The following is a 13442-nucleotide window of genomic DNA, read 5'->3' as shown; positions in this document are numbered from 1 at the left end:
CGGGCTTCCCTGCTACTGCTTCGGCCCCTCTTCAGCCAGTGAAAGAAGAGCCTGCACGCCGAGGTGGTAACTCGCTTCGCCGAACCCGCTGACAACCCCCCTGCATACTGCTGAAATCACCGATTTGCTGCGGAACTCCTCACGGGCATAGATGTTGGAGAGATGCACCTCCACTACGGGGAGGGTGACGGCACTGATGGCGTCGCGCAGGGCGATGGAATAATGGGTCAGGGCCCCGGCGTTCAGGACAACCCCGGCGCATGACCTCCGGTCTTCGCTGTCGTAAAGGCGCTCGATGATCTCCCCCTCGTCCTCGGACTGGAAGAACTCAAACGACACGTCAGGAAATGCGGCCTCAAGGGCGGCGTTGATGTCCGTAAGGGTCCGGTGGCCATAAATGCCCGGCTCGCGTTTGCCGAGCCGTGAAAGGTTCGGGCCGTTGAGTACGAGAATATGCGGTGCGTTCATCTGGATCGCAGTCAAGGTTACAGGATATACTGGCTGAGATCCCTGTCGGAGGCGACATGGCTCAGCTTGTCCTTCACCATCTTTTCGTCGATGGTGATCTTGCCGGAAGAGAGGTTTTCGGGGATGTCGAACATCAGCTCCTCAAGCAGGTTGGTCATGATGGTATGCAGCCTGCGGGCACCGATGTTCTCAACGCTCTCGTTGACCACGGCGGCCGTCCTTGCGATTTCGCGGATGGAGCCTTCGGTGAACTCGAGTTCCACGCCTTCGGTGCCGATCAGCGCCCGGTACTGCTTGATGAGGGCGTTGCGCGGCTGGGTGAGGATGAGGAAGAAGTCCTCCTCGGTGAGGCTTTTCAGCTCCACGCGGATCGGGAACCGGCCCTGGAGCTCGGGAATGAGGTCGGAGGGCTTGGCGACGTGGAATGCGCCTGAGGCAATGAAGAGCACATGGTCGGTTTTGACCATGCCGTGCTTGGTGGCCACGTTCGAGCCTTCAACGATCGGCAGGAGGTCGCGCTGCACCCCTTCGCGGCTGACGTCGGGCCCTTTGGTGCCGGCACCGGTGGAGGGTGCGGCGATTTTATCGATCTCATCGATGAAGACGATGCCGGACTGCTCGACCTTGGTGATGGCCTCTTTCACCACACTGTCCATGTCGATGAGCTTCTGGACCTCTTCCTGTTCAAGGATCCTGCGGGCATCGGCAATCGAGACGCGCCGCTTCTTGCGCTTGCGCGGCAGGCCGCTCATGAGGTCCTGCATGATGCCGCCGATCTCCTCCATCTGGCCGAGCGGGCCGAAGATCTGCATCATCCCGCCCTGTGAATCACCCGATACGTCCATCTCGATCTGGCGCTCCTCGAGCTTCCCGCCTCGGAGCCGCTGGCGCATCTTCTCGCGGGTACGGCGGTTGGCGTCCTCTGCACGCTCCTCTCCCGTAGTGAGCAGAGCACCCTCCTCACCATCCTCCGGAAAACTTTCCTCCTGCTCAGCCGAGGCCTGCACAGGAGGGAGCAGGATGTCGAGCAGGCGGTCCTCGACAAGCGAGGCCGCTTTTTCACGGACCTCCTCGCTTTTTTCACTGCGGACCATGGCGACCGACTGGTCGACGAGGTCGCGGATCATCGACTCCACGTCGCGGCCGACATAGCCGACCTCGGTGAACTTCGAAGCCTCGACCTTCACAAAAGGAGCTCGGGCGAGTTTTGCCAGGCGCCGTGCAATTTCAGTCTTGCCGACGCCGGTGGGGCCGATCATGATGATGTTGTTCGGCATGATTTCATCGCGGAGCTCATCTCCTACCATCTGGCGGCGGAGCCGGTTGCGCAGGGCGATGGCGACGGACTTTTTGGCGTCTTTCTGGCCGATGATGTATTTATCGAGCAGGGATACGATCTGGTGCGGTGTCAGGTGCTGGTCGCCAAGGGACTTCCCCTCAAGGGCAACCTCTCTCTTATGGGTCATTGCAAGGAATTAGAATATTGCTGAAATACTTTTCTCTGCCGGCTACACCTCTTCGACCACGATGTGGTTGTTGGTGTAGATGCAGATCTCGGCGGCGGTTTCGAGGCTTTCGCGGACGATGTCGCGGGCACTGAGCCCCGTATGCTTCATGAGGGAGCGGGCTGCGGCAAGGGCGTACATGCTTCCGCTGCCGATGGCGACGATGCCGTCTTCGGGTTCAATGACGTCCCCCGTGCCGGAGATGATGAGGGCCCGCTCACTGCTGACGATGGCAAGCATGGCCTCAAGGCGGCGGAGGTACTTGTCGGTCCGCCAGTCACGGGCGAGTTCGACGGCAGCGCGTTCGAGCTTGCCGTTATATGCCTCGAGTTTCTCTTCGAAACGGTCGAGGAGCGTGATGGCGTCGGCTGTGGCACCGGCGAACCCGGCCAGAAGCCGGCCCTGGTAAAGTGAACGGATCTTGCGGGTGGAGTGTTTGACGACCGTGTTGCCGAGCGTCATCTGCCCGTCGCTGCCGAGGGCGGCTTTGCCGTCGCGCAGAACGCCGATCACGGTGGTTGACCGGATCACGGGCCTCTTTGGGTGCTTCATGCGATTAAAATATTTTCTTTCTTAGTCTTGCAACTGGAATTTGCATTTGTTCACGGTATTTTGCAACCGTCCTGCGGGCGATCTGGAACCCTTTGGCGGCGAGCCCTGCAGTCAGGCTGTCGTCGGAAAGCGGCCGTGCCCCGTCCTCCCCCTCGATCATCTCCCGGAGGTGCTGGCGGATGATCTTGCTTGACACATCCTCACCCTCGTCATTCTGAATGCCGCCGCTGAAGAAGTACCGCAGTTCGAATACCCCGAACCGTGTCTGCACATATTTGCCGTTGACGGCACGGCTGATGGTCGATATGTCGAGGCCCGTATCGGCGGCCAGGGTTTTCATGCCGAGCGGCTGAAGAAAGGCCGGGCCGTCGGTAAAAAAACGGTACTGATGTTTCATGAGCGACTCGATAACCTTGAGGAGCGTCTGGCGTCGGGTTTCAAGGGCGCTTTTGAACTCGTTGGCCTTCTGGAGATTGCGGCGGATGAACTGCCGGTCATCCTTCGAGCCCTGTTTCGTCTTCAACAGGTCCCGGTACTGGTCGCTGACCCTTACCGACAGCGCACTGCGGTCGTTCAGGGAGGCAAAAAGCGATCCGTTCTCGTAGTTCACCACGAAGTCGGGTGAGATGTAGTGCCCCCCTTCATCAACGAACACCCCGGGGTGCGGATCAAGGCCGGTGATGACGGCGATGGCCGCCTCAAGGCGGGGATTCGTCAGATCGAGCTTCTTATGGAGGCGTTCGAACCGCCGGTGGATGAAGTCGTCGAAATGGTTCCGGAGAATGTCAAGGGCTGCCTCCAGGTCTGCTGGCGGATGCTCCCGCCGGGAAAGTTCGAGCTGGGAGAGGAGGCGCTCCCGGAGGTTCAGGGCCGCAACGCCGGGAGGATCCAGCATGAGGATCCTCCGGCGCATCTCCTCAATATCCTCCTCTTCTGCCTCCATGCCGGACAGCCTCAAGCTGTCGAGGATGACCGAAGCCCCCTCGGTGAAGTAGCCGTCTTCGTCCAGATTGCCGAGGATCTCTATGGCGATAAGCACTTCAGTGCGCCCAACTCCTTCCTGCAGGGCGAGCTGGCGGAGCAGGGTTTCATGGAAGCTGTCATGCTGGACCGCCTGAAAGAAATGCTCTCCCCCTCCCCTGTCATAGCTGAACGAGGGCATGCTTTCGCGTGCATCCTGGCGTGCCGAAAGCCGTTCCTGCTCCTTGAGCGCACTTTTGCTGAAGCGGTCGATTTCGTCGAACATCTCGCCGGTCGGAGCCGCCTCGCCGAGCTCTGCAATACTGTCCCTTGCTCCCTCGACCGGCTCAAGAAGCGGATTTTCCTGCAGCTCCTCATTGATGCGCTGCTCAAGGCTCGCAAGCGGAAGCTGGAGCAGCTGGCTGCCCAGGATCTGCTGGACTGAAAGAAGTGCTTTCTGTTTCTGCTGCAGTCTGAATTCTGGCATCAACTCTTGGAGGATGGTTTCCGGAACGCGGCAAGGCTTTCAACCCACTCTCTGCCGTAAAGCTCTTCAAGGGCTGTAGAAAGATAATCAACAAGAGGCATCTGGAGTTCCCCTCCGAGCCTTCGGGCAGCGCGGCACATGGCGTGCTCTTCATAGACAAGATACGCCAACCCGAACTTTTTCCGCACCCGTATCGGGAAAAGCCTGCATGAAAGAGGTTTATTGTAACCGGCAATGCCTTCCCGGAAAGCGATTTCAATGGCGCAGAGCGTCACCCGGTCACGCTCGACGGCAAAAACGCACTCCCGGCTGTCTACGGTACGGGTATAGAGGGTACCCTGATAGACCTCCACCGATCCGTGGCGCGCTATCCAGCGGGCGCTTTTTTCAGGAAGCATCCGGAGAAGCTGTCCCGGCGGATGCTCCAGAAGGGCTGCCTCGGCGGGGGTAAGCGGAGCGCCGAGCTCCCCTTCTACACAGCAGCAGCCGGCGCATGCATCAAGGTCGCAGGAGAAAAACGCGTCGAGGACCGCCCCGTCGACAAGGACATCACCGACGGAAATCATTGCCATCGTTCAATCATCCGATTTCAGGGTTTGCCGTTTCGCCGATTTTTTCATAGCTATAGGCAGAAATACGCAAGGCACAATGCAGTACTGCACAACAACACCAAGCACAACCACCATGCTCATCATCGACGGAAAGAAAGTTTCGCTGGACATGAAAGAAGAACTCAAAGCCAGTGTGGAATCGTACCGGTCCATAACCGGAAAGGTCCCGGGGCTCACCGTCATCATTGTCGGCAGCGATCCGGCCTCAGAGGTCTATGTACGCAATAAAGCAAAAACCTGCAAAGAGGTCGGCATGAATTCATCCGTCATCGAACTGCAGGAAGATACGCCCGAAGCACATCTGCTTGAGGTGATCGACTCCCTCAACCGGGATCCCGCCGTTCACGGCATTCTGGTACAGCAGCCGCTCCCCAAACAGATCGACGAGTTCGCCGTCACCCTGGCCATCGACCCCGCAAAGGATGTTGACGGGTTCCACCCCGAGAACCTCGGCCGCCTCGTCATGGGCCACCTCGACAAGTGCTTCGTCAGCTGCACCCCCTACGGCATCCTTGAGCTCATCGGCCGCTACGGCATCGAGACCAGCGGGAAACATTGCGTGGTGATCGGGCGCAGCAACATTGTCGGAAAGCCGATGGCCAACCTCATGATGCAGAAACTCAAGGAGTCGAACTGCACCGTCACCGTCTGCCATTCGGCAACGAAGGACATCGCATCCTACACCCGCCAGGCCGACATCCTCATTGCCGCAATCGGCAGGGCGAAGTTCGTGACGGCAGACATGGTCAAACAGGGAGCGGTCGTCATCGACGTCGGCATCAACCGCATAGAGGATCCCACGACGAAGAGCGGCACCCGCCTCGTCGGCGATGTCGACTATGAAGGGGTATCGGCAAAGGCCGCAGCCATGACCCCGGTCCCCGGTGGAGTCGGACCCATGACCATTGCGATGCTTCTGAAAAACACCCTGCACTCCTTCGAGCGCGCAAACGGACTCTGAGAGAGCATGGCGCGCCAGGCCACCAGGTACGTCTGCTCGAACTGCGGCGCCGTCTCCCTGAAATATCAGGGACGGTGCTTTGAATGCCAGAGCTGGGGAACGCTTGAAGAGATACGGCAGGAAGACGGGCCGAGACAGGGCAAGGCGGTTCAGGGCGTGCGCGCAGCCGCTGTCCAGAACCTCCACGCCGCGGCACCCGAGGAGTACCACCGGATGAAAACCGGAATCGGGGAGCTCGACCGCGTGCTCGGCGGCGGCCTCATGCAGGCCTCGGCCATCCTCGTCGGCGGCGAGCCGGGAATCGGCAAATCAACCCTCATGCTCCAGCTCGCCGCACGCCTCGCTCCCGCCAAAGTGCTTTACATCTCCGGCGAGGAGTCACCGAACCAGATCCGTGAACGCGCCACGCGCCTGAGGCTGCATGCCGAAAACCTCTGGCTGGCTCCGGAAGTGCACCTTGAGGCAGTCCTTGAGACCATCGAGAAGGAACAGCCCGCACTCGTCATCGTGGACTCCATACAGACCGTCTACTCCGGCCAGTACCAGAGTTCCCCCGGCACCGTCACCCAGATACGCGAATGCGCCGCAATGCTCATCCATGCCGCCAAACGCCAGAACTTCATGCTCGCCCTCATCGGTCACATCACCAAGGAGGGCTCGCTGGCCGGTCCGAAAACGCTGGAGCACATGGTCGACACCGTCCTGCAGTTCGAAGGCGAAGGCTACCAGCGATACCGGATCGTCCGCTCGGTGAAGAACCGGTTCGGACCTACCAACGAAATCGGCGTCTTCCGCATGGAGGAGTGCGGCCTGGAAGAGGTGGCGAACCCTTCGGAGTTCTTCATTTCCGGCCGGCGTACCGACGTTCCCGGCAACTCGGTGCTGGCCGCCATAGAGGGATCAAGGGCCCTGCTCGTGGAAGTGCAGGCGCTCGTAGCCAAGACCAACTACTCCATGCCGCAGCGCATCAGCACAGGATTTGACCTGAAGCGCATGTCGATCATCCTCGCAGTCCTTGAAAAACGGCTCGGCATAGAAACCTGGGGGCAGGACGTGTTCGTGAAAATCGCCGGAGGTCTGAAGCTGGTCGAACCGGCATCCGACCTCGCCATTGCCGCCGCCATCGCCTCAGGGCTTCTCAACCGGCCGCAGGACGCCAGTTCGGTATGCTGCGGAGAAATCGGCCTGTCGGGCGAGCTGCGGGCCATCAGCGACAGCGAGCGGCGCATCAGGGAGGCGGCACACCTCGGCTTCCAGCGCATCGTTCTTCCCGAAGCCAATACCCGTGAACTGAAACCGGCCATCAAAAAGCTGCCCCTCACCATCGAGGGATGCCGGACCCTGCAGGAAGCGCTGGACGCGATGGGGATATGATCGTTGAAGATTGAGTGTCGAATGAACATGAATGAAGAGCATACACCAATAACCTGAACCACCCGCCATCATGATGCACATCCTGCTTATCTGGCTTGTCAACGCCTTTGCCGTCTATCTGACGGCCCACCTCCTTCCCGGCATCCATGTCCGGGGATTCGGCGCCGCCCTTCTGGTGGCCCTCGTGCTCGGCCTCGTCAACACCGTGGTACGTCCTGTCATGATCCTCTTTTCCATCCCGTTCATCCTTCTCAGCCTCGGCATCTTTCTCATTGTCATCAACGCACTGCTCCTGCAGCTCTCGGCCGCCATCGTCGACGGCTTTACGATCGAGAGCTTCTGGTGGGCTGCCGCAGGCTCGATCTGCATCAGCGCCATCGCCTGGATGCTCGGCTCTCTGGCCAACCTCTGAGCCTCCGGCCCTCGTCGACCGATCAACCACAACGCCCCCAACATGCAGAACATCATTGTCATCGTCTACCTTGCCATCGTCCTTATCGTCGGACTTCTGGCAGGACGCGGCATCAAGAACCTCAAAGATTATGCCGTCGCCGAAAAGTCGTTCGGCAGCATGGTCATTTTCGCGACCCTCTCGGCATCGTTCATCGGCGGAGGGTTCTCGATGGGCAATGCAGAAAAGGTATTCCTCATCGGCATCGCAAACATTATTGCACTCTGGGGGTTCAGCCTGAAGGAGATCCTCGTGGCCACCTTCATCGCGCCCAGGATGGAGCGCTATCCCGACGCCATCTCGGTCGGAGACATCATGGAACCCCACTACGGAAAAGGTGCGCGGATCTTCAGCGGCATATTCGGCGTGGCTCTCTGCGCCGGCATCCTCGGCGCCCAGATCGGAGCGATGGGCTATATCTTCAACCTCTTTCTCGGCATTGACCGCACAACGGGCATCCTCATCGGCTGCGGCATCGTCATAGCCTACGCAACATTCGGCGGCATGCGCTCGGTCGTCTGGACCGACGTCATCCAGTTCATCGTCCTGACCATCGGCATCCCCCTCACCCTCTACTTCGGCATTCAGAAGGCAGGAGGTTGGGAGGCCATGACGGCAAAAATACCTGCCACACACCTCCAGCTCCCCGGCGAACCGGGGGCCATGATCTCCCTCGGAGCCCTGTTCCTCACCTTCCTGCTTGGCGAAACCCTTGTTCCCCCTTACGTGCAGCGCCTCCTGATCGGCAAATCGACAGGTCACGTTTCCCGCGGCACCATGATGAGCGGCCTGTTTTCCATTCCTTTTTTTGCCGTCACGGGCCTCATCGGCCTTGTGGCCCTCGCCCTTGACCCATCCATCAACCCGAACCTTGCCATGCCATACGTCATCAAGGCTTCGCTCCATCCGGTGGCACAGGGGTTTGTGATTGCGGCCGTCATCTCCATCATCATGTCCTCGGCCGACTCGTTCCTCAACGGAGCGGCCATCGCGTTCAGCAACGACATCGTCCGTCCGCTCCAGAAAACTCCTGCGGCACCAGAAACGGAACTGATGCTCGCCCGCCTCACAACCCTTGCCGTCGGGGTCATCTCGATCGTCTTCGCGCTCTCGATTGAAAGCCTGCTCGACATTTTGATCTATGCCTACAACTTCTGGGCACCGACCGTACTCGTGCCGCTCGGCGCCGCAATCCTCGGCTTCAGGGCAACGCGCCGCCGCTTCATCGCGGGAGCGGCTGCAGGCATCATGATGGCGCTCGTGTGGAACAATCTCCTCTCTGCTCCCTTCCATGTCGACGGGCTCGTCATCGGCTGTTTATCGAACATGGCGGTCTTTTTCGCTGTCCCGGCGGGAGAATAACGGAAATAACGAGCCATCTCTGTCCGCACCGTACCCCCCCGGTGCGGACGTCAGTTGACGGGCGCTCCGGCTTTTCGTACCTTACGCTTGCAATGGTACCGTCAACCAAGAACGCAGCCAATCCATCCTCATGCAGGGAACCGCAAAAGCACTCGTCCTCCAGAAAGCAAACAAGCTGAAGCTCCAGCACACCGCATACGATGCCTCGGGCCCCCGGGACGTCATGGTGAAAACCATCGCAAGCACCATCACTCCTGGTCTTGACCGCCTGCTCCTTACCAACAAGCCGGTTTCCAGCAGGGTACTGAACTACCCCCTCCTGCCCGGCAGCGAAGCCATCGGACAGGTTCTCTCGGTAGGAGCGGAAGTCAGCGACCTCCACCCCGGCGACTTCGTCTATGCCTTCAAAGGAGACCGATGGACCGGAGTGGAACCCTATTACGGATGCCACGCCGAGGTGATCCCGACAGCACGTGAAAACCTGCTCCCCCTCGGCCGTGCGCCGATACACCGCGACCTCCTGACGGGACTACTCGCCTATGCGATAAGCGGCATCGATAAAGCGGGTGTGAGCGCTGACTCAAGAGTGCTGGTGCTCGGGCTCGGCTCAGTCGGCCTGATGGTGGTCGAGTACCTCCACCGCCTCGGCGTCACATCAATCGACGCTGTCGAAACCTTCGCCGTCCGCGGCCAGCTCTCCCATGCCGAACACATCGCGCTCGACATCGGCGACTTCACCGGGGAGTTCAACGGCAAGTACGACCTTGTTGTTGAAACCACCGGAAGGATCCTCCTTGTGGAAAAAGCCGCCCGCCTTATGCAGCAGCAGGCAAAAATCCTGCTCATGGGCAGCTATGAAGTAATGGCCTACGACTACCGCCTTCTCCAGCACAAAGAGCCGGTCATCATCTGCTCGAGCATCACGACGCTTGAACAGATGGAGCGGGCTGTCCGGGAACTTGAAGCCGGCACCATCGACAGCGAGAAGTTCTTCACCAACATCTTCCCCGTTGCAGAATACGAGCGTGCCTACCGTACGGCGCTCGACAGCAAGGAATCGATCAAGACGGTCCTCGTCTGGCTGTAGGAACCACAACGGCACCAACGATAGTCACTATGGCAGCAGCAGTAGGGGTACAGGGGATGACGATGCGGTTCGGGGGCATCACGGCGGTGGACAATGTGAGCCTCGAAATCGGTGAAGGCTCCATCCATGCCGTCGTCGGGGAAAACGGCGCCGGCAAAAGCACCCTCATGAAAATCATCGCGGGACTCTGTCGCCCGGCATCGGGCACGCTCTTCATCAAGGGACGCCCTGCTGTGTTTGCATCCCCGCGCCAGGCCATAAAAGCCGGTATCGGCATGCTCCACCAGCATTTCATGCTGGTCCCAGAGCTCACCGTTGCCGAAAACATCATGCTCGGTCACGAACAGAGTAGGCTCCTCAGCCCGGTACCGAAACAGAAAATCCGCTCCATGGTCAGGGGGTGCGCCGAAGCCTACGGGCTCGAGGTCGATCCCGACGCACGCTGCGGGGATCTCAGCGTAGGCGAAGAACAGCGGGTGGAGCTGCTGAAGCTCCTTTTGCGCGATGCATCCATCATGATCCTGGACGAACCCACCGCAGTGCTGACCCCGCAGGAGACCGGGCGGCTGTTCGACACCCTCCGCGCTCTCTCGGCAAAAGGCCGCACCATCATCCTCATCACCCACAAGCTCGACGAAGTGCTCAGCGTAGCCGACACGCTCAGCGTCATGCAGAAAGGCCGGATCGTCGGCACCATGCCGGCCGGGAGTGTCTCGCGTCAGGAACTGGCGGAAATGATGGTAGGCAGAAGCGTTTCGCTGCAGCTCGAAAACCCGGCGCACGAGCCCCGGGAAAGGGTGCTTGAAGTCCGGGACCTCCGGTTTCGTCTGCCGAAAGGCGCAGAAAAGCTCCGGGGGCTCAGCTTCACGATACGTGCCGGCGAGATCTACGGCATTGCCGGGGTTGAGGGTAACGGGCAGGCCGAACTCCTTCAGGTACTCGGGGGGCATGTGCCTCACGGCTGCGTCACCAGCGGCGAGGTCCTCCTCAAGGGCGTTCCGCTATCAGGACTCCGGCCGGATGAGATCTCGGGCCTCGGCCTGTCGCAGGTGCCCGAAAACCGCCTTCGCGACGCCGTGGTCGGAGAGTTTCCCGTATCGCTGAACCTCATCCTCGGACGGCACCGGGAAAAAGCGTTCCATCGGGGCCCGGGCTTCAGCAAAGCGGCCATCGAAGCATGCACGGCGCGACTCGTCAAGGAGTACGACATCCGCTGCCCCGACCCCGAGTTTCAGCCGCTCCTGTCACTCTCCGGCGGCAACCAGCAGAAAGTGGTGGTCGCCCGCGAACTCACGCGGCCGGGAATTTCACTCCTCATCCTCGCCCAGCCCACCCGCGGGGTCGACATCGGAGCCATAGAGTCCATCCACCCGAAGATCCTCGAAGCACGCCGGGCGGGAATGGCCATTCTCCTCATATCAACAGAACTCGAGGAACTCACCGCCCTCTCAACCCGCATCGGCTGCCTCTACCGCGGCACCATCCGCCACGAATTCGGCATGGAGGAGACCGCCAGGAAACGTACCGAGGGCATTCTGTTCCATAGAGAAATCGGGCTTCACATCACCTGACCGCCCCCCCCATGAAACCCTCAACCCGGACGATGCTCGTCCCCCTCGTCTCCGTACTGGCGGCTCTCCTTTTGAACGCCTGCATCATAGCCCTCTCGGGACGCGATCCCGGCATGATCTTCTCGAAAATGCTCCATGCGACCCTCACCTCACCCTACGGACAGGGGCAGGTGCTGTTCCGCACCACCACGCTCATCTGTACCGCGCTTGCCGTAGCACTCCCCTTCCGGCTCCGCCTCTTCAACATCGGGGCGCAGGGACAGCTCCTCATGGGGGCATTTGCGGCCGCCGTAACGGGAGCACTGCTGCCCGCGGGGCTCGCGTCTCCGGTATCGGTATCGGCGTGCATCCTTGCCGCCATGACGGCCGGAGCACTCTGGGCCGCCATGGCCGCACTCCTGAAAACACGGTTCGGGGTCAGCGAAGTGATCTCGACCATCATGCTGAACTTCATCGCCGAAGGCATCGCAGGATATCTGCTTACCCGTCACTTTGCCCTTCCCTCCACCGTCCATACGGCGCCGATTGCCGGCTCCGCCATCATCCCGACATTCTCTGCTCTCGGCGGCTGGTTCAGGAATGCACCCGCGAACCCGTCCCTGTTCCTCGCCCTCGCGGCCGCCCTCATCTTCTACCTGCTCATCTTCAAAACACGGTTCGGGTTCGAAATGCGCGCTGCGGGGCTGCGGCCTGAAGCAGCCCGGCATGCGGGCATACAGCCTGAACGGCATGTCATGGCGGCCATGGCGCTCGGCGGTGCCGCGGCAGGGCTCGCTGCAGCCAACCTGGTGCTCGGCTATAAACATTTCTACGAAGCCGGAATGACCGGGGGCGCCGGGTTCACAGGGATTGCGGCGGCACTGCTTGCCGGTGCACATCCGCTCTGGCTGGTGGTTTCGGCCGGCTTCCTGGCTTTTCTGGAATACGGCGGGCTGGCGGTGAACGCCTATGTGCCGAAAGACATCTTCATGGTGATGGAAGCCGTGACAATCATCTTCGTCGTGGCGTTCACGGCGCTCGGGAAACGATAGGCAGGCCCTTCCTGCCTAACCCCTTCGTTACATGCCTCCACCCCCCTGCATGAGGACCAGCGCACCTTTGGCAACGCCCGAGAGCACGGCAACAGGATCGCACTTGATCCGGAGGATGAAAAACATACGCCGATCGGCTTCGGCATGAAGGGTTTCAAAATTGCCCTGTCCTTTTGAAATGATGAGGTCCGCGTCCCTGAACAGCTGCCTGAATAGGGGCGAAGTCTCTTCAGTCAGGGTACCGGGATACACACTGCCGGATGAGACCACCCGGGCGACTTCGTCAAGGCCTATGTAAAGGGCATCACTGGCCACAGCATCGTTGATGACCGGGCGCTCCCTCACCGCACAGGTAACGTCAAGTTCCGGATACGTGCGTTTCAGGATCTCGATGAAAAGCCTGTCGAAGACAATCTCTCCGGCATTATCGCAGATGTAGAGCAGCCGCCTCGTCGTAGCGAGGCGTGAGGAAAACTCCTGGAAATCAAAGCGGCCGAATTCATGCAGGTCAAGGCTCCTGAGTTCGGCCTCCACATCCAGCGATCCGTGCTGTTTGGCACCGAAATCGATGATGTTGCCCGCTGCGGCAATCAGCACGCCATAGGCAAGCTGGTCCGGGGCCTCCAGGATCTTCCGGCGGAACTCCCCGGCATACGTCAGTGCCAGATCGTTCGAACGCTGCTTGATCGCCCGATAGGGATCGTACTCATCCTCACCCATGCCCCCCATGTCCATCAATGCAGCGGCCAGGTCGGTAGCGCTCCTTACGACATGCTGCACGACAATGCCCTCCCCTCCGGTTTCAAGCAGTTGGCGCATTGAGTGCTCAAAGAGCCTTTTGCCGTCCGCCTCATGCATCCCCGTGATCTTCACCAGGGAGTGGAGCTGCTGGAAAAGACAGGGATAGCATGCCGGGGGGATACTTCTCTTGTGGTCCATAGGTAGAAAGTCTTTACGGGTTAGGGTACTGCCGGATGGGCGTACTGCCGGATGGGGGTACTGCCGGACGGTAGCACTGCCGG

At 60.2% G+C, this 13442-nt stretch carries 13 protein-coding genes; 7 read left to right on the top strand and 6 right to left on the bottom strand.

Features of this window, described 5'->3' with window-relative positions; genetic code table 11:
• Positions 1-12: 12 nt before the first annotated feature.
• From aroQ to PLUT_RS04855, 5 genes are read right to left on the bottom strand one after another with little or no spacing between them, the layout of a single operon-like run.
• Positions 13-468: a type II 3-dehydroquinate dehydratase gene (aroQ, locus tag PLUT_RS04875; protein WP_011357668.1), complete on the bottom strand. Its 456-nt coding sequence runs from the start codon at positions 466-468 to the stop codon at positions 13-15.
• 17 nt (positions 469-485) lie between these two features.
• Complete coding sequence (gene hslU, locus PLUT_RS04870) at positions 486-1934, bottom strand: ATP-dependent protease ATPase subunit HslU (protein ID WP_011357667.1); 1449 nt, start codon at positions 1932-1934, stop codon at positions 486-488.
• A gap of 42 nt (positions 1935-1976) precedes the next feature.
• Positions 1977-2525 (bottom strand): ATP-dependent protease subunit HslV, encoded by a 549-nt coding sequence (gene hslV, locus PLUT_RS04865; RefSeq protein ID WP_011357666.1) that lies wholly within the window; start codon positions 2523-2525, stop codon positions 1977-1979.
• 4 nt (positions 2526-2529) lie between these two features.
• Complete coding sequence (gene rpoN / locus PLUT_RS04860) at positions 2530-3972, bottom strand: RNA polymerase factor sigma-54 (protein WP_011357665.1); 1443 nt, start codon at positions 3970-3972, stop codon at positions 2530-2532.
• Positions 3972-4544 carry a DUF3109 family protein gene (locus PLUT_RS04855; protein WP_011357664.1) on the bottom strand — a complete coding sequence of 191 codons (573 nt, stop codon included), beginning with the start codon at positions 4542-4544 and terminating at the stop codon, positions 3972-3974. The genes rpoN and PLUT_RS04855 overlap by 1 nt, the downstream gene beginning before the upstream one ends.
• 112 nt (positions 4545-4656) lie before the next feature.
• Between PLUT_RS04855 and folD the strand changes: the two genes are divergently transcribed.
• From folD to PLUT_RS04820, 7 genes are all read left to right on the top strand, one after another.
• A complete protein-coding gene (gene folD, locus PLUT_RS04850; protein ID WP_041463811.1) occupies positions 4657-5544 on the top strand; it encodes a bifunctional methylenetetrahydrofolate dehydrogenase/methenyltetrahydrofolate cyclohydrolase FolD in 888 nt (295 codons plus the stop codon).
• A 6-nt stretch (positions 5545-5550) separates the two neighbouring features.
• Positions 5551-6918, top strand: a complete 1368-nt coding sequence (radA, locus tag PLUT_RS04845; protein ID WP_011357662.1) for a DNA repair protein RadA — start codon at positions 5551-5553, stop codon at positions 6916-6918.
• A gap of 70 nt (positions 6919-6988) precedes the next feature.
• Positions 6989-7330 carry a phage holin family protein gene (locus PLUT_RS04840; protein ID WP_011357661.1) on the top strand — a complete coding sequence of 114 codons (342 nt, stop codon included), beginning with the start codon at positions 6989-6991 and terminating at the stop codon, positions 7328-7330.
• A gap of 42 nt (positions 7331-7372) precedes the next feature.
• Entirely contained in the window at positions 7373-8731 is a 1359-nt protein-coding gene (locus PLUT_RS04835) for a sodium:solute symporter family protein (protein ID WP_011357660.1), read from the top strand.
• A 130-nt stretch (positions 8732-8861) separates the two neighbouring features.
• The gene (locus PLUT_RS04830) at positions 8862-9818 is read left to right on the top strand and encodes a zinc-dependent alcohol dehydrogenase (protein ID WP_011357659.1); all 957 of its coding nucleotides are present in this window, start codon (positions 8862-8864) and stop codon (positions 9816-9818) included.
• A gap of 29 nt (positions 9819-9847) precedes the next feature.
• A complete protein-coding gene (locus tag PLUT_RS04825; protein WP_041463810.1) occupies positions 9848-11389 on the top strand; it encodes an ABC transporter ATP-binding protein in 1542 nt (513 codons plus the stop codon).
• Positions 11390-11400: 11 nt separating this feature from the next.
• Complete coding sequence (locus PLUT_RS04820) at positions 11401-12420, top strand: ABC transporter permease (protein WP_011357657.1); 1020 nt, start codon at positions 11401-11403, stop codon at positions 12418-12420.
• A 27-nt stretch (positions 12421-12447) separates the two neighbouring features.
• Here PLUT_RS04820 and PLUT_RS04815 read toward each other — a convergent pair whose 3' ends face one another.
• Positions 12448-13359, bottom strand: coding sequence for a damage-control phosphatase ARMT1 family protein (locus PLUT_RS04815; RefSeq protein ID WP_041463809.1), 912 nt, complete (start codon positions 13357-13359; stop codon positions 12448-12450).
• Positions 13360-13442 lie beyond the last annotated feature (83 nt).

The sequence above is a fragment of the Pelodictyon luteolum DSM 273 genome, from assembly GCF_000012485.1.
In the GTDB taxonomy this organism is placed as follows: Bacteria; Bacteroidota; Chlorobiia; order Chlorobiales; family Chlorobiaceae; genus Chlorobium; species Chlorobium luteolum.
Note: the sequence above shows the minus strand (reverse complement) of the source record. Positions and strands in the feature narration are given on the sequence as shown.